We start from the raw sequence: 18,614 nt of genomic DNA, 5'->3' as shown, positions 1-18,614 counted from the left end.
GCGCTCCTCGAAGACGGGGGACACGGCGGACGGTGCGGGACGGGCGGGGGACACGGGAGCGGCCCGGGTCCCGCGGAGCTTCGCGCGATCTTCATTGACGCCGGTGGACCGGGGTGTCAACCTCGGGGCGTGCAGGTGACGATTCGAGAGGTAGCCAAGGCGGCGGGGGTCTCCCCGTCCACGGTGTCGCGGGCGCTGGCGTCCGGCGGAACGGTCAGCGCGGTGACCCGGGAGCGGGTCAGGGCCGCCGCCGACCGGCTCGGCTACCAGCCCAACCCGGCCGCGCGCGGGCTGATCACCGGGCGCACGGGCCATCTGGGGCTGATCGTGCCCGACCTGCTGAACCCTTTCTTCGCCGATATCTGCAAAGGGGTGCAGGCCCGCGCCCGGGGGCTCGGCCACGCGGTGTTCGTCAGCGACGCCGAGCGCGACGAGGGGCTGGAGCTGGACGCCATCCGTACGCTCGCCCCGCAGGTCGACGGGATCCTGCTCTGCTCGCCCCACCTCAGCAGCGAGGAACTGGCCTCCCTGCCCGGACTCACCGACAAGCCGATCGTGCTGCTCCACCGCAAGGAGCCCGGATTCGCCAGCGTCACCGCGGATCTGACGGAGGGAATGACCGACGCGCTGACCCATCTGCACGCGCTGGGCCACCGCCGCGTCGCCTACGTCGGCGGCCCGCGCTCCACCTGGGCCGCCGGGGAACGCGCCGCCGGTATCGAGGCGGTGGCCGAGTCCGGCCTGCTCGACATCGTCCGGGTGGGCAGCGTCGCCCCCCACTTCGACGGCGGGATCACCGGCGCGGCCGATGTGGTGCTGGCCAGCGGGGCGAGCGCGGTGGTGGCCTTCAACGACATCGTCGCCTTCGGGCTGATCAGCCGTTTCACCGCGCGCGGCGTCCGGGTGCCGGACGAGATGAGCGTGGTCGGCTGCGACGACATCGCCCTGTCGGGCATGGCCGCGCCACCCCTGACCACCGTCTCGGTACCGAAGTCGCACGGCTCCAGGGCCGCCGTCGATCTGCTCTTCCGCATGCTCGGCACCCCCGCCGTCGCCGGGGAGCCGCCCCTTCAGCGCGTGCTGCCGACCCACCTGGTGGTACGGGGGTCGACGGCCGCCCTCGAACGCGGCTGACCTCGGCACATCTCGGCCTTTCACTCGACGCGCAACGGGCGGCTGCAAACGTTGCCAGCCTGTTTCCAACTGGCCGGGAAGTTACGCCCGCAGCCACATCCCAGTCAATGAAATCTCCCGGATCAAATGTAATTACATAGGCTCCGGCGGCCTCTTGTCGATCCCCATGCGGCATGCAATCGTTGCCGCACCGCCCGTCATCCAGCAGCCGCGTCCCGCTGTCCGCCGACCGATCGGAGTTCCCGCATGCCCCCCGACACCGCACGTCGGCGCTGCGCCGTCGTGGGGCTGGGCGCCCGTGCCCAGCTCTACACCGAGGCGCTCGGCGGACCGTACGCGGACCGCGTCGAACTCGTCGGCCTCTGCGACGTCAACGCCCACCGCATGGCCGTCCACAACCGGCGGCTCGCCGCCGCCCGGCCCGGCCGTCCGCCCGTACCCGCCTACGCGGCCGGGGAGTTCGACGAGATGCTGCGCCGCGAGCGCGTCGACCTCGTGGTCGTCACCAGTGTCGACCGCACCCACGACGAGTACATCGTGCGGGCCCTGGAGGCGGGCTGCGACGTGGTCACCGAGAAGCCGATGACCACGGACGCCGCCCGCGCCCGTCGCGTCCTGGAGGCCCAGCGGCGCACCGGCCGCGAGGTGCGGGTGGCCTTCAACTACCGGTACAACCCGGTGCACGCCGCCGTACGGGAGACCCTCGCGGCGGGCCGGATCGGCGAGGTCGGCTCGGTGCACTTCGAATGGCTGCTCGATCTGCGGCACGGCGCCGACTACTTCCGCCGCTGGCACCGCGACAAGGCCGACTCCGGTGGCCTGATGGTCCACAAGGCCAGCCACCACTTCGACCTGGTCAACTGGTGGCTGGACACCGCCCCCGAGACGGTGTTCGCCCAGGGCGGCCTGTTCTTCTACGGCGAGGAGGCCGGCCGGCGCCGCGGCCTGGCCCGCGACTACACCCGCGCGCACGGCTCCCCGGCCGCCGCCGACGACCCCTTCGCCATCCGCCTGGCCGACTCTCCCGTACTCACCGAGCTGTACCTCGACGCCGAGGCGGAGGACGGCTACCACCGCGACCAGAACGTGTTCGGCCCCGGCGTGAACATCGAGGACGACATGGCCGTCCTCGTGCGCTACGCCTCCGGAGCCACCCTGAGCTACCACCTCACCGCGTACGCCCCCTGGGAGGGATACCGGATCGCCTTCAACGGCAGCGAGGGACGCCTCGAACTGCTGGTCGAGGAGTCGACCTGGACCCGGCCCGCCGCCCGTACCGGCGGCGCGAGCGCGGTGCTGCACGGCGCCGCCGTCGGGGACGAGGCCGGACGTACGGAGCTGACGCTGCGCCGGTTCTGGGAGGAGCCGCGGGAGCTGAAGGTCGCCACCGGCGAGGGCGGCCACGGCGGCGGCGACGCGCGCATGCTCGCGGACCTCTTCGGCGAGCGGGACCCGGGCGCCCCTGATGCCCTGGGGCGCGCCGCGGACGCCACCGACGGGGCGCGCTCCCTGGTCACCGGCCTGGCCGCGAACGAGTCCTTCGTCACCGGCCTGCCGGTGAGGGCCAGGGATCTGCTGGACCTCTGAGCCCACCGCACCCGCGCCCCCACCTTCCCCGGCGGCCCCGCCCGCGCGTCCCACGCGCCCGGCGGGGCCGCCGCGTCATGCCGCCACCACGCTCCGCGCTGTGTGAACCATTGACGCCCCCGGCGCCGCTCCCTATCTTTCCGTTCGAGGTTCTGACCATCGTCCGATATTTCGAACGAGGAGCCAAGCGGACTATGCCCCGCACGCGTTGGAGACCGGCTCTCACGGCCGCTGCGCTCCTGGTGACGACCGGTTCGCTCCCGGCATCCGCGAACGCCGCGCCGGACACCACCGACGACACCCTGTCCGTCGACACGTCCCGCCAGGGGCCGAAGACCGACGACACCCGCCTTCCTGCGCATCAGGACCCGCTGAAGTGACGCACCGTCATCTCCCCTCGACCGACGCCGGATCACCGAACGATCCGGCCACCCCTACGGCAGGAGCCGCACGTATGACCACGCAGACACCCCGCACCGGCCCCACCACCCGGCGCACCGTGCTGGCGGGCGCCGCCGCCGTCGGCCTGAGCGCCGCCATGGCGGGAACGGCGAGCGCCTCCACACCCGGCCGCGCGGGCGGCCCGCCGACCCGCGAGCCGTTCGGCAGGCTCCCCGACGGCACCCCGGTCCACCGCTGGACGCTGGAGAACGGCGGCACCCGGCTGCGCGTGCTCAGCTACGGGGGCATCGTCCAGTCGCTGGAGACACCCGACCGGCGCGGCCGGTACGCCAACGTCTCCCTCGGCTTCGACCGCCTCGACGACTACCTGACGGCCACCACCTTCTTCGGCGCGCTGATCGGCCGCTACGGCAACCGCATCGCCGCCGGCCGCTTCACCCTCGACGGCCGGACCCACCAACTCCCGCTCAACGACGGGCCGAACAGCCTGCACGGAGGCACCAAGGGCTTCGACACCAGAGTCTGGGACGTCGAACCGTTCACCGCCGCCACCGGAGTCGGCCTCGTACTCTCCCGGGTCAGCCCCGACGGCGAGATGGGCTACCCCGGCACCCTGCGGGTGAAGGTGACCTACACCCTCACCCCGCGCGGCAGCTGGCGCATCGACTACACGGCGACCACCGACCGGCCCACCGTCGTCAACCTCACCCACCACACCTACTTCAACCTCGCGGGCGAGGGCAGCGGCGACGTGTACGGCCACGAACTGACCCTTGACGCCTCCCGCTACACCCCCGTCGACCCCACCCTGATCCCCACCGGAGAGCTGGCGAAGGTCGCCGGAACCCCCTTCGACTTCCGGGCCGGAAAAGCCGTGGGCCGCGACATCCGCACCGGCCACCCCCAACTCCTGCGCGGCCAGGGCTTCGACCACAACTGGGTCCTCGACAAGGGAGTCACCGCCTCGGCCCGGCCCGCCGCCACCCTCCGCGACCCCGGCTCCGGCCGCACCCTGCGCATCGCCACCACCGAGCCCGGCGTGCAGTTCTACTCCGGCAACTTCGTCGTCGGCACCCTGATCGGCACCTCCGGCCGGATCTACCGGCAGGGCGACGGCATGTGCCTGGAGACCCAGCACTTCCCCGACTCCCCGAACCAGCCGTCGTTCCCCTCGACGGTGCTGCGCCCCGGCGGGACCTACCGGTCCTCCACGGAACACACCTTCACCGCCTGAGCGCCGCCCGGCCGGGCTCCGTACCCGCGTACCGCGTCCTGCGTCCCCGGTACGGGGCCCGGCCGGGCGCGTGAGGTTTCGCCGGGCGCGCGCGGGTCAACACTGCGGAACGGACGTGTTCTTCCCGAACCGGAACGAGGAGTGTCCGCATGCGGCTTCCCTCCCGCACCCGCGTGGGCGTCGTCGGGGCCGGCCCGGCCGGTCTGCTGCTGGCCGCGCTGCTGCGCCGGGCCGGTGTCGACTGCGTCGTCCTGGAGAGCCGGGAGCGGTCCTACGTCGAGCGGCGCCAGCGGGCCGGAGTCCTGGAGCAGTCCACCGTGGACGCCCTGCGCGGCTGCGGCGCCGCCGAGCGGCTGGACCGCGAGGGCCTGGCGCACGACGGGATCGAGCTGCGCTGGAACCGCCGCGCCCAGCGGATCGACTTCCCCTCGCTGACCGGCGGACGCCGGGTCTGGGTGTACGCGCAGACCGAGGTGGTCAAGGACCTGATCGCGCACGACCTCACGGCGGGCGTCCCCCTCGCCTTCGGCACCCCGGCGCTCGCCGTGACCGGCGCCGACACCGACCGCCCCGTCGTCACCTACCGCCACGAGGGCCGCGAACAGAGCCTGGCCTGCGACTACGTGGTGGGCTGCGACGGCTTCCACGGCGTCGTGCGCACCGCCGTCCCCGCGTCGGCGCGCACGACGTACGAGCGCCGCTACCCGTACTCCTGGCTGGGTGTGCTGGCCGATGTCCCGCCCTCCTGCGACGAGTTGATCTACGCGCACTCCCCGCGCGGCTTCGCGCTGCACTCCCTGCGCTCGCCCACCGTCTCGCGGCTCTACCTCCAAGTGGCGAACGGCACCGACCCCGCCGACTGGAGCGACGAGCGGATCTGGGACGAACTGGACGCCCGGTTCGCCGTCGAGGGCGACTGGCGGCTGCGGCGCGGACCCCTCACCCAGAAGTCGGTCCTGCCGATGCGCGGCTCCGTCACCGAACCCATGCGCCACGGCAGCGTCTTCCTCGCGGGCGACGCCGCGCACATCGTCCCGCCCACCGGCGCCAAGGGGCTCAACCTGGCGGCGGGCGACGTCATCGAACTCGGCCGCGCCTTCGCCCTGCGCTACGCGGACGGTACGGACCGGGCGCTGGCCGCCTACTCGGACACCCGCCTGCGCCGGATCTGGCGCGCCCAGCACTTCTCGTACTCCCTGACCACCATGCTGCACACCGACCCCGGGGACCCGGACCCCGGCTTCGGCGTCCGGCTCCAGCTCGCCCGGCTGGACCGGATCGCCGCGTCGCGCGCCGCCCGCGCCGAACTGGCGGAGAACTACGTGGGCCCCGCCACGCGGTGACGGCCTGGCCCGCGAGGCCCGGCCGGATCCTCCTCGTCCCCCACCCCGCGGACCGGCGCGGCAGCCGAGTGGGCCGCCGGGACTCCGCGGTGGACGGCCGACCGGAGCCGCGCCGCGCCGGTCTGCGAAAGCCCCGGGCCGACGCGCGGCCCGGTCCCCCCGCGCGCCGCCGGGCACCTCACGCCGGACCCGCGTGCCCGTGCCGGGAACCCCCGGTGAAGTGCGCCCGCAGCGCGTGCGCCACGGCCGCCGGCCGCTCGGCGGGCGCCAGATGCGAGGCGCCCGCCAGCTCCACCAGCGTGGCGCCCGGCACCGCGTCGGCGATCTCCCGGGCGTGAGCGGGCGGGGTCACCGGGTCGTCCCGTCCCGCCAGCACGAGCGTCGGCACGTCGATGGAGCCCAGCAGGTCCCGGATGTCGTACGCGCCCAGCGCCTCGCAGCACGCCGCGTACCCGGCCGGATCGACATCCCGTACCCCGGCCACCAGCCCCGGCGCGCTGAAGCCCGGCGTGAACCAGCGCGCCGGAGCCGCCCGCGCGACCGGCGCCATGCCCTCGCGCCGTACCAGCGCGGCCCGCTCCTGCCAGGGCCCCGCCCCGCCGAAGTGCGCCGACGAGCACACCACGGCCAGGCCGCTCACGCGCTCGGGGGCGTGGACGGCCAGGTGCAGCCCCACCGCCCCGCCCAGCGACACCCCGGCGTACGCGAACCGCTCCAGCCCCAGCGAGTCGGCCAGCGCCAGCACGAGATCCGCCAGGTCGGCGACGCGCGCACCGGGGCCGATCAGCTCCGCGGGCGAGCCCCCGTGACCGGGCAGATCCCAGCACACCACCCGGTGCGAAGCGGACAGTTCGGGCGCGACCGCGGCCCACAGGGCGGTGGAGGTGCCCAGGGACGGACCGAGCAGCAGCGGGGGAGCGCCGCCGGGCCCCTCGGCGCGGTGGTGCGGTACCGCGGAGTACGTCATGATCGCTCCAGCGCGCGGTCGGTGAGGGCTCCGGCGGCGCCGGTGTACCCGGCCGGATCGGTCAGCCCGGCCGGATCGAGGCCCGCGTCGATCAGGGCTGCCAGCTCCGGCTCGGCCGCGAGGATCTCCCCGAGCGGCCGGCCCCCGTCCCGGGCACGTCGCGCCGCCTCGCTCAGCAGGGCCTTCGCACGGGCAGGGCCCAGCCGGGGCGCGAGCACGACGGCCAGCCGCTCCGAGACGATCAGTCCGTGCGTGAGGCGCAGATCCGCGGCCATCGCCGCCGGATGGACCCGCAGGCCGCGGGCCAGCTCCGCCGCGTCGTGCGCCGCACCCCCGACCAGCCGCAGCAGGTCGCGCAGGGGTTCCCACTCGGCGTGCCAGGCACCCGCGGGCCGTTCGTCCTCGGCGGCCATCGACGCGTAGAGCGTGGCCGCCTGGGCGGGCGCCCGGCGCGCCGCCGCGGCGATCAGCGTGGCACGGACCGGATTGGCCTTGTGCGGCATCGCCGAGGACGGTCCGCCGGAGCCCTCGGACACCTCCGCGATCTCGGTACGGGAGAGCACCAGCACATCGGCCGCCGCCTTGCCGAGCGCGCCCGCCGTGAAGGCGAGCGCGCCCGCGAGATCGGCGACCGGGGTACGCAGGGTGTGCCAGGGCAGCGCGGGATCCGCCAGGGCGAGTTCCCGCGCGAAGGCCCAGGTCAGCGCGGGGCCGTCCGCGCCGTCCGCCTCGAAGGCCGCCAAGGTGCCCGCCGCGCCGCCCAGTTGGACGGGGAGCGAGCCGCGCACCGTACACAGCCGGTCGCGGGCGTCCAGCAGCAGGCTCCGCCAGCCCGCCGCCTTGAGGCCGAAGGTCGTCGGGACCGCGTGCTGGGTGAGGGTGCGCCCCGCGAGCACGGTCTCCCGGTGCGCCGCCGCGAGCCGGGCCAGCGACGCCTCGGCGCGGCCGAGGTCGGTGAGCACCCCGTCGAGGGTCCTGGCGGCGACCAGCATGGCCGCCGTGTCCAGGATGTCCTGGCTGGTCGCGCCCCGGTGGACGTACGGCGCGGACGCGGGCGCCACCGCCGCGGTGAGATCGGCGACCAGCGGGATGACGGGATTGCCGCCCTCCCGGCCGCGCAGCGCGATCGAGCGCGCGTCGTATCCGGCCGCGTCGGCCGCCCCGGTGATGTCCCGGGCCGCCCGCGCGGGAGCCAGCCCCAGAGCGGCCTGGGCGCGGGCCAGCGCCGCCTCGGCGTCCAGCATCGCCTGGAGGAACGCCCGGTCACCGGTGGCCGCCTCGGCGGCGCCGCCCGCCCGTCCGGGAGCGAGCAGCCCCGCGTCGAGCGGCTCCGCGCCGCTCACGAGAACTCCAGGAAGACCGTCTCCCCCTCGCCCTGCAGGCGGATGTCGAAACGGTGGGTGCCCGGTGCCCCGGGGGCGGCGGTGGCGAGCAGCGTGGCGCGGCGGTCCGGCTCCAGCGAGTCGAGCAGCGGATCGGCCGTGTCCTTGAGATAGGCGCGCGTGTACAGATGGCGCAGCAGCCCCCGGGCGAAGACCGCGACCGAGACGTAGGGAACGCCGCCCGGCGGCAGCGTACGGACCGTCCAGTGGCCGTCCGCGTCCGTGGGCACCCGCGCGAAGCCGGTGAACGTGACACCGTCGCGGCCGATGACGCGGCCGGTGACCGGATCGCGCCGCAGCGATCCCGGCCGTCCGGCGCGCGAGCCGTCGGGCGCGGGCTGCCAGGTCTCCACCAGCGCGTCGGGCACCGGCCGGCCCGCGCCGTCCAGGACGTACCCGTGCAGGACGAGGGTGTCGGGGTGACCGGCGGGGGCGACCTCGCCGCCGCCCGCGAAGGGCAGCGCGTACCCGTAGAACGGGCCGACGGTCTGGGAGGGGGTGGGCGCGAGGGACATCACAGGTCGTGGCCTTCCTCGAAGAGGGTGGCGGACGGGCCGTCCAGGACGATGTCCCAGCGGTAGCCCAGGGAGAGTCCGGGCACGGACAGGCCGTGGTCGTACACCGCGATCAGCCGCTCGCGCGCCGTCGCGTCGCCCACCGACTGGAGCACCGGGTCGTAGGGGATGACCGGATCGCCGGGGAAGTACATCTGGGTGACCAGACGCTGCGCGAACGCCGTTCCGAACAGCGAGAAGTGCAGATGCGCGGGGCGCCAGGCGTTGACGTGGTTGCGCCACGGATAGGCGCCGGGTCTGACGGTGGTGAAACGGTAGCCGCCCTCGTCGTCGGTCAGACACCGGCCGAAACCGGTGAAGTTGGGGTCCAGCGGCGCCGGACGCCGGTCGAGCTGATGAGCGTAGCGACCCGAGGCGTTGGCCTGCCACAGCTCCACCAGCTGTCCGCGCACCGGCCGCCCGGCGCGGTCCACGACCCGCCCGGTGACGGTGATCCGCTCGCCCAGCGGCTCACCCGGGTGCTGGGCGCTCAGATCGCTGTCGAGAGCCGTGATGTCGGTGACGCCGAACGCGGGCCCCGACAGCTCCACCGCCTCGGGGTCGCGCAGCGGTATCAGGGGCCGCTCGGGATGGCGCAGCCGGGTGCTGCGGTACGGGGGGTAGTCACGCGGCGGATGGTGCCCGCCGCGCGAGGCGGCCCGCGCCTTCGCGACCGCGAGGTCGATCTCGTGCTGGCCCAGCCCGTCGGGCAGAGCGGGGGTGCTGGTCATGACACGGCTCCAGGAGGACGGCGGGAACGGGCTCCGGCACGTGCGGCGCCGCTACCGGCACCGGCCGGGGCGGCGGTCACGGGCCGCGGATCAGCGTTCGAGCACGAGGGCCAGGCCCTGGCCCACCCCGATGCACAGGGCGGCCACACCGGTCCCCGAGCCGCGCGTCGCCAGCTGGTGGGCGACCGTCCCGGCGAGCCGGGCCCCGGAGGCGCCGAGCGGATGGCCGAGGGCGATGGCGCCCCCGCGCGGGTTGAGGACCGCCGGATCGAGGTCGGGCCACTCGGCCACGCAGCCGAGCACCTGCGCGGCGAACGCCTCGTTCAGCTCCAGGGTCGCCAGCTCGCCGAAGGAGCGCCCCGCCTTGGCCAGGGCGAGGTTCACCGCCTCGACGGGCGCCAGCCCGAAGTAGTGCGGCTCGCGCGCGGCCACACCGGACGCGGAGATCCGGGCGAGGGGTTCCCGGCCGGTGGCCCGCAGCCCCGCCTCGTCGGTCAGCAGCAGCGCCGCGGCGCCGTCGTTCAGCGGCGAGGAGCTGCCCGCCGTCACCGTTCCGCCGCTCTGCCGGAACGCCGGCCGCAGCGCCGCGAGCGCCTCGGCCGACGTGTCGGGACGTACGCACTCGTCGCGCGCGAAGAGGACCGGCCCGCCCCTGCGCCGCTCCACCGGGACCGGCACCACCTCCGCGTCGAACAACCCCTCCTGCCAGGCCCGCGCCGCCTTGTGGTGGCTCTCCAGAGCGAAGGCGTCCTGCCGCTCACGGCTGATCCCGTGCTTCTCCGCGACGAGTTCGGCGCTCTCCCCGAGCGGCACGGTCCACCGGGGCTCCATCCGCGGGTTGACCATGCGCCAGCCCAGCGTGGTGGAGAACATCTCGGGGTGCCCGGCCGGGAAGGGCCGGTCGTTCTTCGGCAGCACATAGGGGGCCCGGGTCATCGACTCGACCCCGCCCGCCACCGCGACGGACAGGTCGCCGAGCGCGATGGCCCGCGCCGCCTGGACGACGGCCTCCAGCCCGGAGGCGCACAGCCGGTTGACGGTGACCCCGGGCACGGTCACCGGCAGCCCCGCGAGCAGCCCGGCCATCCGGCCGACATTACGGTTCTCCTCGCCCGCGCCGTTGGCGTTGCCGAAGTAGACGTCGCCGATCAGCGCGGGGTCCAGCCCGGGGGTACGGTCGAGCAACGCGCGGATGGCGTGGGCGCCCAGATCGTCCGGCCGTACGCTCGCGAGCCCTCCGGCGTACTTGCCGATCGGTGTGCGCACCGCGTCGACGACGAAGACCTCACGGGACTCGACCACACGGGACAGGGGCATCAGCTGACTCCTTCGGCGATACGCAGCGGCGCGGCGGTTCGGCCGACGACCTCGGCGGCCGGCACCCCCGGCGCGCATTCCACCAGGACCAGACCGTCCGGGGTGACATCGAGGACGCCGAGGTCGGTGACGATCCGGTTCACACACGCCCTGCCGGTGAGCGGCAGGGCGCACTCCCGGAGGATCTTCGCACCGCCGTCCGGGGCGGTGTGGGTCATCACCGCGATCACCGTACGCGCGCCGTGCACCAGGTCCATCGCGCCGCCGATCCCGGTGATCAGCTTGCCGGGCACCGCCCAGTTGGCCAGATCGCCCCGGGCGGAGACCTGCATCGCGCCCAGCACCGCCACATCGACATGGCCCCCGCGGATCATCCCGAAGGAGAGGGAGGAGTCGAAGAAGGAGGCACCCGGCAGCACGGTGACGGTCTCCTTGCCCGCGTTGATCAGATCGGGATCGACCTCGTCCTCGCGCGGGTAGGGACCCACGCCGAGGATGCCGTTCTCCGACTCCAGGACGACCTCCACCCCCTCGGGCAGGAAGTTGGGTATCAGCGTGGGCAGCCCGATCCCGAGATTGACGTAACTCCCGTCGGGCAGCTCGCGCGCCGTGCGCGCGGCCATCTCCTGCCTCGTCCAGGCCATCAGCCGCTCACCGTCCTCTTCTCGACAGCCTTGTCGGCGGCCTGCTCCGCGGTGAGCGCCACCACGCGCTGCACGAAGATGCCGGGCAGATGCACCTCGTCCGGATCGATACCGCCCGGCTCCACCAGCTCCTCCACCTCGGCCACGGTCACCCGGCCCGCCATGGCGGCCGGCGGGTTGAAGTTACGGCTCGACCTGCTGAAGACGAGGTTGCCGTGCCGGTCGCCCCGGGCGGCGCGCACCAGCGCGAAGTCGGTACGGATGGAGCGCTCCAGGACATAGCGCGTACCGTCGAACTCCCGCACCTCCTTGGGCGGCGAGGCGACCGCGACCCCGCCCCGCCCGTCGTAGCGCCAGGGCAGCCCGCCCTCGGCGACCTGGGTACCCACCCCGGCCGGGGTGTAGAAGGCGGGAATACCGCAGCCGCCGGCCCGCAGCCGTTCGGCCAGCGTGCCCTGCGGGATCATCTCGACCTCGATCTCACCGGCCAGATACTGCCGGGCGAACTCCTTGTTCGCCCCGATGTACGAGCCGGTCACCCGCGCGATGCGCCCGGCGGCCAGCAGCGGCGCGAGCCCCGACTCCAGCGCGCCGCAGTTGTTGGACACCACGCCCAGCTGCCTGACCCCGAGCCGGTGCACCGCCCTGATCAGCTCGTTCGGCACCCCGCTCAGCCCGAAACCGCCCACGGCCAGCGACGCCCCGTCCCGGACGTCGGCCACCGCCTCGGCGGCGGTGGCGACCACCTTGTCCATGTCCGAGGCCCTCTCTCCCGTACGCGGCGCGCCCCTCGGCGAGCCGGAACCCGTCGCCGGCACCGTCCGAGAATTCAGTCAGCGCACTGACCGATCCGGCGAGATTGCGCACACGCTGCCACCGGCATGTCACCTCGTCAATACCCCCTGCGCACGCCGGTACCGTGGACATCCGGACTCGACAACCGGCTCACCCACGCGCGAGGATCGCTCCGTACACGAACGAATACCATCGACGGACGGGAACGAGGCACACGCATGGCGGCGGTGGACCTGACCACGCATCCGGGGCATCTGGCCCGGCGCCTGCAGCAGGCGCACCACCTCCTGTGGAACGCCATGGTCTCCGAGGAGATCACCTCCCCCCAGTACGCCGTCCTCAACGCCCTGGTCGCCGAACCCGGCCTGGACCAGCGCACCGTCGGCGAACGCGTGGGCCTGGACCGCTCCACCATCGCCGAGGTCATCAGCAGGCTGGACCGCCGGGCCCTGCTCGCCAAGGCACGCGACCCCCGGGACGGCCGCCGCTGCCTGCTGCGCCTCACCGACGAGGGCGCCCGCACCCACCGCAGACTGACCGTGCGCGCGACCCGGATGAACCAGGTCCTCCTCGGCCCGCTCTCCACCGACGAGCGGCACGTCCTGCTCGACCTGCTGCGCCGGGTCTCCGACGCGGCGGAGGCACTGCGCGACCCCGAGCCGGACCCACCCGACCGGCTCCGAGCGGCGTCCTCCTTCACGAAGCGGTAACGCGCGCAACGGGAGGGGGCCGGGAAGTGTCTACGCCGTCATGAAGATCTCCTTCCTGATACACAACGCGTACGGGATCGGGGGCACGATCACCACCACCTTCAATCTGGCCCGCGCCCTCGCGGACCGGCACGAAGTGGACATCGTCTCCGTCTTCCGCCACCGGGAGACCCCCGTGCTCACCCCGGACCCCCGGGTCCGGCTGCGCCCCCTGGTGGATCTGCGGCACGAGGAGGACCACCCCGACCGGCTCCGCCCGGCGCGGGTCTTCCCGTCGGCCGAAGGCCGCTACGGGCAGTACAGCGCGCTCACCGACCGGCGGATCGGCGGCTGCCTCGCGGGCTCGGACGCCGATGTCCTGGTGGGGACGCGGCCGGGGCTCAACGTCCATCTCGCCCTGCAGTCCCCGCCGCACGCCGTACGGATCGGACAGGAACACCTCACCTTCGACCACCACTCGCCGAGGCTGCGCACGGCGCTGCGCCGTGCCTACCCCCGGCTGGACGCGCTGACCACCGTCACCGAGGCCGACGCCGCCGCCTACCGGCGCAAGGCCCGGCTCCCCGGCGTCCGGGTGGAGGCGCTGCCCAACAGCGTCCCCGACCCGGCCCTGCCGCCCTCGGACGGCGGCGCGCACACCGTGGTCGCCGCCGGCCGGCTCGTCCACGTCAAGCGCTACGACCTGCTGGTCGCGGCGTTCGCCGCGGTGGTGGCCGAATATCCCGACTGGCGGCTGCGGATCTACGGCGGAGGCGAGGAACACGACCGGCTCAGGACGCTCATCGAGAAGCTCGGGCTCTACGACAACGTCTTCCTGATGGGCGCCGCCACCCCCATGGAGGCGGAGTGGGTCAAAGGCTCGATCGCGGCGGTCACCTCCGACTTCGAGCCGTTCGGCATGACCATCGTCGAGGCGATGCGCTGCGGGCTCCCCGTCGTCAGCACCGACTGCCCGTACGGGCCCGCCGAGATCATCGCCGACGGAGTGGACGGCCGGCTGGTGCCCGTGGGGGACCGGGACGCGCTGTCCGCCGCCCTGCTCGGCCTCGTACGCGACGACGAGGCACGCCGCCGGATGGGCCGCGCCGCCCTGGACAACTCCCGGCGGTTCGCCCCGGGCCCCGTCGTCGCCCAGGCCGAGCGGCTGTTCGAGGAACTGCTCGCCGCCCGCGCCTCCGGCCGCCCCGCCGCACCCGGCCGGACGGGCCACGTCCTGTCCGGCCGAGGCCACGCCGCCAAGGACAGCGCCCTGGTCGCCGCGAGCGGCGTCCTGCGCACCCTGCGAAAGGCCGGCCGATGAGCCAGGACCGCTCCGAGACCCCCCGCGCCGACTGCCTGGTGGACGAGGAGGGACGGCTCACCGCCACTGTCCGGCTGCCGGGCGCCGCACACCCCGGGCTTTTGCTGCGCCCGCGCCCGAAGAAGGGCGGCCCCCAGGAACCCGGCCACCGCCTGGAGCTGCGTCCGCTGGCCGAGCACCACTGGCGCGCCGTCCTGGAACCCGCCCCGCTCCTCGCCGAGGGCCGCTGGGACGCCTACCTCCTGGAGGGGCCGGGCGACGAAGGGGAACGGCTGCGCCCCGGCCTGCTCGACCTGCGCGCGCTCCAGCGGGGCCGCACCCCCGGCCGGACGCCGACGCCGCTGGCCGTCCGCGTCCCGTACACCACCAGGGACGGCTTCCTCGCGGTCAGGACCTGGCTGCGCGCCCCGCACGCCGAAGTCGACGCCCTCCGCGTCCGCGACGACGCGATGACGGTACGCGGACGCCTCTTCGGCGCCCGGCTCGCCGACGGCGCGACGGTACGGCTGGTGCGCCGGGGCGCGGACCGCGCCGTACGGGAGAGCCCGCTCCACCATGACGGCGGCCACGGTTTCTCCCTCACCGCCGACTACCGCGACCTGCTGGACGAGCGCGGCACGGGCGGCGGCGGACGCCCCGCCTACTGGGATCTCCACCTCCACCTCGCGCCGGACGGCCCCCGGGCCAGAGTGGGCCGGCTGCTGGACGACGTGGCGGAGCGCAAGAGCGTCTTCGTCTACCCCTCCACCGACCTCGACGGCACCCCCGTACGGCCCTACTACACCGTCGACAACGACCTCGCCGTGGTGGTCGGCGGAGCCTGAGCGCGCCGCGCGCCTCCCCGGTCAGGCCCGGCCCAGCAGGCGGCGGCCGACCGGGGAGTCGGCGCGGCCCGCGAAGAACGCGCCGAGCCCCGCCGCGAACTCCGCGACCGTGACCCTGCCGTCCCCGTCGGTGTCCAGCCGCCGGAAGCTCTCCAGCAGCTCCGGCCCGTGCCCACCGCCGCCGAGCAGATGGGCGTACTCGGCCTGGTCGACGAAGCCGTCGCCGTCCCGGTCCACGGCGGCGGCCACGGTGTCCATCGCGGCCCGCAGCGCCGCGCCGCCCGGGTCCGTCCGCGCGTACTCCTCCCGGCTGATCAGCCCGTCGCCGTCCGTGTCCGATCCGGCGCGCAGCTCCAGCCACCAGGTGTGGAAGGCGTCGTAGAGGGCTGTCTCCGTGGCCGCGTCCACCTCCAGCCGGACCGCCACCACCCGCGCCACCGCCGCGAGATCGGCCCAGCTGACGAACCCGTCGCCGGTCTGGTCCAGAATCCGGTCGAACAGCTCGGGGACCGCCGCCGCCGGCCGGGCGGCCCGCCGCGTCAGACTGCGCCTGAGCTGAAGCTCGGCGGCGATCGCCGTGGCCGCCACCGGCATGTAGCGCAGCCGGGGCGGCGCGATCCGGTCGAGCAGCCCGGCCGCCCGGCACACCACGGCGGCGATCGCGGGCCCGGCGGGACCCGGCCGCATACCGAGCCGCTCACGCAGCGCGGGGGAGAGCAGCGCGGCCGTCATGTCGACATAGGCGCGCGCCGCCGTCCCGCGCACCGCCCGCCAGAGCGGCGCGGGCAGGAAATCGAGCCGCTCCGGGGGCGGGAAGTCGCCGGCCAGGGCCGAGAGCAGCCCGCGCAGCCCGCCCGTGGCGTCGAGCCGCTCGCTGGTCATCCGCTCGAAGTACACCCAGAACGCGGCGACATCGGCGGGCATCACCTCGTCACCCAGCCCGATCACCCGGCCGTAGGCCCGCCACTCCTCGTACAGCAGCTCCTCGTCGCGCGCCGTGAGCGGATCCCCGCCGGCCCGGCACATCGTCACGATCGCCTCGAACAGGGTGAGATGGACCCACGCCTTGGCCTCCGGGTCGAGCGCGTCGAAGGAACGGCCCGCGCCGTCCACGCCCTTGATGTGCCGGTGCAGCCGCACCAGCCTGGCCGCCTCCTTCTCCCGCCCCCGCACGTCGAGATACACGATCCGCTGGAGACTGAGCAGGGTCTGCTGGGCCCGGCGCCACGGGTGGTAGCGGTACGTAGAGAACGCCTCGACGCCCGCGCCCACCACCGGATGGGCCGTCTCCAGCACCAGGGCCCGGCCCAGGACGGTCAGCAGCCGCCACTGCCCGACGTACCGCCAGGCGACCGAGTCGGGTCCGGGGAGCGGAAGGGCGTCGGGCGCGGTGCCGGGGCCCGACTGGCCGGGGATGTCGCTCATGGTGCCGCCTAAACACGTGGGGGAACGGGGAACGGGGAACGGTGGAACGGGAATAGCGAGCCGGGGACGGGACGGGGACGGGACAGGCGGGAGCCGTCGGATCAGTGCCCGCCGAAGCGCCGTTCGCGACGGCTGTACGCCACCGCCGCCGCCCACAGGTCGTGGCGCCCGAAGTCCGGCCAGAGGGTCTCGGTGAACAGCAGTTCGGCATAAGCGCTCTGCCACAGCAGGAAGTTGCTCAGCCGCTGCTCCCCGGAGGTACGGATGAACAGGTCGACGTCCGGCAGATCCGGCCGGTACAGCTGGCGGGCGAAGGTCGGCGCGTCGATGTCCGCGGGATCGAGCCGCCCCTCAGCGCTCTGCCGCGCCAGCTCCCGCGCCGCCCGCCACAGTTCGTCGCGGGCGCCGTAGTCGAGCCATACGGTCATCTCCAGCGCGGTGTTCGCCGCCGTCCGCGTCTGGAGTTCGTCCAGATCGCCGAGCAGCCGCGCGCCCATCCTGCCGCGACCGCCGGACCAGGTGACCCGCACCCCCCGCCCGTGCAGCCAGTCGCCGTGGTCCGTCGCGAACCCGTTGATCAGCCGCAGCACTTCACCGACCTCCGCCGGGTCGCGCCGCCAGTTCTCGGTGGAGAACGCGAACAGCGACAGATGCCGCAACCCCAGCTGGAGGGCGCCCTCGACCGTGTCGAGCACGGCCTTCGCCCCCGCGCGGTGGCCCTCGGTGCGCGGCAGGCCGCGCCCGGACGCCCAGCGGCCGTTGCCGTCGAGCACGACCGCGACATGACCGGGCAGCCGTCCGCCGGGGATCCGCGGCGGCCCCGCGTCCGGGCCCGGCCGGGGGCCGGGGGCCCGCTCCTCGGGGACAGTGGGAACAGAAGGGATCACCACGGGCTCACCTTCGCCGACCGGTGCGTCTGTGAACGGGACACGGGACACGGGACACGGGCATCGGAACGGACTCGGAAACGGGACACGGGAACGGGGAGCGGGCGCCCGCACGCATCGGATACCCTCCGTACCTCAAGAGTAACAGCAGGTAGTTGTGCGGTGGTTGTGCCGCGTCCCGCCCGGACGCGCGGGCGATCTCCGCCACGAGCGAGGGAGAGCGCATGAACGGCTGGCGGCGCGGGCTCACGGAGGCCGGGGTGCGCGAACGCGGGCTGCGCGAGAGCTACACCCGGCAGGCGACGCGACTGGCCCGCTACGCGCCCGCCCAGTACGCCGCTCTGCGACTGCTGCTGCCGCCCGCCACGGCGGTGCACGTGGTGGCCGCGGTGTCGTTCATGCACACCTGCGACGAACTGCTCGACCAGGACGGCCGGGCGTCCGTCGAGACACGGGCCGCCCGGTTCGCGCGCCACGAGGCGCGGGTGCGCGCCGCGCTGGCCTCCCCTGGCGCTCCCACCGGCGACCTCGCGCCGCTGTGGCACACCGTCCGCGCCCACCCCCGGCTGGCCGCTCACGTCGACGCCTTCTTCCGCGCGGCCCCGGCCGACCTCTACTTCACCGGCTTCGCGGGCGAGCCCGACTTCCTCGCCTACGTCGACGAATACGTCCTGCCCGGACTGCTGCTCATCGGCGCCGTCCTCGCCGGGCCGGGGGAGTCGGAGGAGCGGCTGCGGGAGAACGTGCGGCTGCTCGCCGTACCGATCCAGCGGATCGACTTCCTGACCGATCTGGCCGAGGACCTCAGGTCGGGCCGGGTCTGTCTGCCGCGCTCCGACCTGCGGGCCGCCGGGGTCGGCCCCGGCGAACTGCGACAGGGGCGTGCCACCGCCCGGGTGCGGACCCTGCTGGCCCGCACCGCCGCCAAGTGCTGGGCCGACCTCGCGGCGGCCAGGCCCGCCGTCGCCGGTGTCCCCGCGCTCTACGCGCCCATGGTCGCGGCCCAACTCGACGTGTACGCCCACCTGCTCCAGCAGGCCCAGGCGCACGGGGCCCGGCTGCTGCGCGGCGGCGTCCGCCCGAGGATCCCGGCCGCCGCAGCCATCCTGCTGCGCCACCGCGGGGCGGCCGCGGTGGCCGGATCCGGTGCGTGAGCGGCGCGTACCGGAAAAATGCCTCATCCGGGTGAGGATGCCGTTTCAGTCTGGCGAACGCGACGTTCACCGTGCCATAAGGAGGTAACACCCAAAAGGGAAAGAGGCAATTGTGCACAAGCTCCGTATCAACCACCGGGTCACCGCCGTGCTCGCCGCCGCCCTCATCGCCGGTTCGGGAGCCCTCGCCGCGACCCCCGCCGTCGCGGCGAGGGCTCCCGAAC

At 74.4% G+C, this 18,614-nt stretch carries 17 protein-coding genes and 1 pseudogene; 9 read left to right on the top strand and 9 right to left on the bottom strand.

All coding sequences use genetic code 11. From position 1 onward, the window contains the following. The first annotated feature begins 129 nt into the window (after positions 1-129). From DVH02_RS15065 to DVH02_RS15045, 5 genes are all read left to right on the top strand, one after another. Entirely contained in the window at positions 130-1,134 is a 1,005-nt protein-coding gene (locus DVH02_RS15065) for a LacI family DNA-binding transcriptional regulator (protein ID WP_114624331.1), read from the top strand. A gap of 246 nt (positions 1,135-1,380) precedes the next feature. Continuing rightward, a complete protein-coding gene (locus DVH02_RS15060; RefSeq protein WP_114624330.1) occupies positions 1,381-2,721 on the top strand; it encodes a Gfo/Idh/MocA family protein in 1,341 nt (446 codons plus the stop codon). A gap of 194 nt (positions 2,722-2,915) precedes the next feature. After that, complete coding sequence (locus DVH02_RS15055; RefSeq protein ID WP_114624329.1) at positions 2,916-3,101, top strand: hypothetical protein; 186 nt, start codon at positions 2,916-2,918, stop codon at positions 3,099-3,101. Positions 3,102-3,175: 74 nt separating this feature from the next. After that, the gene (locus DVH02_RS15050) at positions 3,176-4,357 is read left to right on the top strand and encodes an aldose epimerase family protein (RefSeq protein WP_114624328.1); all 1,182 of its coding nucleotides are present in this window, start codon (positions 3,176-3,178) and stop codon (positions 4,355-4,357) included. A 149-nt stretch (positions 4,358-4,506) separates the two neighbouring features. After that, a complete protein-coding gene (locus DVH02_RS15045) occupies positions 4,507-5,700 on the top strand; it encodes a 4-hydroxybenzoate 3-monooxygenase (protein WP_114624327.1) in 1,194 nt (397 codons plus the stop codon). 117 nt (positions 5,701-5,817) lie between these two features. Here the strand turns inward: DVH02_RS15045 and pcaD are convergent. From pcaD to DVH02_RS15010, 7 genes and pseudogenes are all read right to left on the bottom strand, one after another. Beyond that, positions 5,818-6,667: pseudogene (gene pcaD / locus DVH02_RS15040) on the bottom strand (3-oxoadipate enol-lactonase); the annotation flags it as partial. Next, positions 6,664-8,010, bottom strand: coding sequence for a 3-carboxy-cis,cis-muconate cycloisomerase (gene pcaB / locus DVH02_RS15035; RefSeq protein ID WP_114624325.1), 1,347 nt, complete (start codon positions 8,008-8,010; stop codon positions 6,664-6,666). The gene pcaB and the pseudogene pcaD, both read right to left, overlap by 4 nt. Beyond that, positions 8,007-8,564, bottom strand: coding sequence for a protocatechuate 3,4-dioxygenase subunit alpha (gene pcaG, locus DVH02_RS15030; RefSeq protein ID WP_114624324.1), 558 nt, complete (start codon positions 8,562-8,564; stop codon positions 8,007-8,009). Before pcaG ends, pcaB begins: the two co-directional genes overlap by 4 nt. Next, positions 8,564-9,334 (bottom strand): protocatechuate 3,4-dioxygenase subunit beta, encoded by a 771-nt coding sequence (pcaH, locus tag DVH02_RS15025; protein WP_114624323.1) that lies wholly within the window; start codon positions 9,332-9,334, stop codon positions 8,564-8,566. Before pcaH ends, pcaG begins: the two co-directional genes overlap by 1 nt. Before the next feature lie 90 nt (positions 9,335-9,424). After that, complete coding sequence (locus DVH02_RS15020) at positions 9,425-10,651, bottom strand: thiolase family protein (RefSeq protein ID WP_114624322.1); 1,227 nt, start codon at positions 10,649-10,651, stop codon at positions 9,425-9,427. Continuing rightward, positions 10,651-11,295: a 3-oxoacid CoA-transferase subunit B gene (locus DVH02_RS15015; RefSeq protein ID WP_114624321.1), complete on the bottom strand. Its 645-nt coding sequence runs from the start codon at positions 11,293-11,295 to the stop codon at positions 10,651-10,653. The genes DVH02_RS15020 and DVH02_RS15015 overlap by 1 nt, the downstream gene beginning before the upstream one ends. Then, positions 11,295-12,050, bottom strand: a complete 756-nt coding sequence (locus DVH02_RS15010; protein WP_114624320.1) for a CoA transferase subunit A — start codon at positions 12,048-12,050, stop codon at positions 11,295-11,297. The genes DVH02_RS15015 and DVH02_RS15010 overlap by 1 nt, the downstream gene beginning before the upstream one ends. 258 nt (positions 12,051-12,308) lie before the next feature. Between DVH02_RS15010 and DVH02_RS15005 the strand changes: the two genes are divergently transcribed. Genes DVH02_RS15005 through DVH02_RS14995 form a run of 3 tightly spaced genes read left to right on the top strand, consistent with a single transcriptional unit; the run spans position 12,309 to position 14,924 of the window. After that, on the top strand, positions 12,309-12,800 hold the full coding sequence (locus DVH02_RS15005; RefSeq protein ID WP_114624319.1) for a MarR family winged helix-turn-helix transcriptional regulator: 492 nt from the start codon (positions 12,309-12,311) through the stop codon (positions 12,798-12,800). A 40-nt stretch (positions 12,801-12,840) separates the two neighbouring features. After that, positions 12,841-14,100 (top strand): glycosyltransferase family 4 protein, encoded by a 1,260-nt coding sequence (locus DVH02_RS15000; protein ID WP_114624318.1) that lies wholly within the window; start codon positions 12,841-12,843, stop codon positions 14,098-14,100. Next, the gene (locus DVH02_RS14995) at positions 14,097-14,924 is read left to right on the top strand and encodes a transferase (protein WP_114624317.1); all 828 of its coding nucleotides are present in this window, start codon (positions 14,097-14,099) and stop codon (positions 14,922-14,924) included. Before DVH02_RS15000 ends, DVH02_RS14995 begins: the two co-directional genes overlap by 4 nt. 21 nt (positions 14,925-14,945) lie before the next feature. On the opposite strand, the gene DVH02_RS14990 is transcribed toward DVH02_RS14995, so the two are convergent. Together DVH02_RS14990 and uppS are read right to left on the bottom strand one after the other, a co-directional pair. After that, entirely contained in the window at positions 14,946-16,349 is a 1,404-nt protein-coding gene (locus tag DVH02_RS14990; protein WP_114624316.1) for an oxygenase MpaB family protein, read from the bottom strand. A 101-nt stretch (positions 16,350-16,450) separates the two neighbouring features. Further along, entirely contained in the window at positions 16,451-17,239 is a 789-nt protein-coding gene (uppS, locus tag DVH02_RS14985; protein WP_199566287.1) for a polyprenyl diphosphate synthase, read from the bottom strand. A gap of 221 nt (positions 17,240-17,460) precedes the next feature. Between uppS and DVH02_RS14980 the strand changes: the two genes are divergently transcribed. Further along, a complete protein-coding gene (locus DVH02_RS14980) occupies positions 17,461-18,390 on the top strand; it encodes a squalene/phytoene synthase family protein (protein WP_114624315.1) in 930 nt (309 codons plus the stop codon). Positions 18,391-18,614 lie beyond the last annotated feature (224 nt).

Source organism: Streptomyces corynorhini (assembly GCF_003346515.1).
GTDB lineage: Bacteria > Actinomycetota > Actinomycetes > Streptomycetales > Streptomycetaceae > Streptomyces > Streptomyces corynorhini.
Note: the sequence above shows the minus strand (reverse complement) of the source record. Positions and strands in the feature narration are given on the sequence as shown.

Coding starts and splice junctions, on each gene's coding strand:
- DVH02_RS14990 (WP_114624316.1), bottom strand. CDS start 16,349: ATGAGCGACATCCCCGGCCAGTCGGGCCCCGGCACCGCGCCCGACGCC.
- DVH02_RS15000 (WP_114624318.1), top strand. CDS start 12,841: ATGAAGATCTCCTTCCTGATACACAACGCGTACGGGATCGGGGGCACG.
- DVH02_RS15020 (WP_114624322.1), bottom strand. CDS start 10,651: ATGCCCCTGTCCCGTGTGGTCGAGTCCCGTGAGGTCTTCGTCGTCGAC.
- DVH02_RS14980 (WP_114624315.1), top strand. CDS start 17,461: ATGAACGGCTGGCGGCGCGGGCTCACGGAGGCCGGGGTGCGCGAACGC.
- DVH02_RS15060 (WP_114624330.1), top strand. CDS start 1,381: ATGCCCCCCGACACCGCACGTCGGCGCTGCGCCGTCGTGGGGCTGGGC.
- pcaH (WP_114624323.1), bottom strand. CDS start 9,334: ATGACCAGCACCCCCGCTCTGCCCGACGGGCTGGGCCAGCACGAGATC.
- DVH02_RS15045 (WP_114624327.1), top strand. CDS start 4,507: ATGCGGCTTCCCTCCCGCACCCGCGTGGGCGTCGTCGGGGCCGGCCCG.
- DVH02_RS14995 (WP_114624317.1), top strand. CDS start 14,097: ATGAGCCAGGACCGCTCCGAGACCCCCCGCGCCGACTGCCTGGTGGAC.
- DVH02_RS15055 (WP_114624329.1), top strand. CDS start 2,916: ATGCCCCGCACGCGTTGGAGACCGGCTCTCACGGCCGCTGCGCTCCTG.
- pcaG (WP_114624324.1), bottom strand. CDS start 8,564: ATGTCCCTCGCGCCCACCCCCTCCCAGACCGTCGGCCCGTTCTACGGG.
- DVH02_RS15005 (WP_114624319.1), top strand. CDS start 12,309: ATGGCGGCGGTGGACCTGACCACGCATCCGGGGCATCTGGCCCGGCGC.
- DVH02_RS15015 (WP_114624321.1), bottom strand. CDS start 11,295: ATGGCCTGGACGAGGCAGGAGATGGCCGCGCGCACGGCGCGCGAGCTG.
- DVH02_RS15050 (WP_114624328.1), top strand. CDS start 3,176: ATGACCACGCAGACACCCCGCACCGGCCCCACCACCCGGCGCACCGTG.
- DVH02_RS15010 (WP_114624320.1), bottom strand. CDS start 12,050: ATGGACAAGGTGGTCGCCACCGCCGCCGAGGCGGTGGCCGACGTCCGG.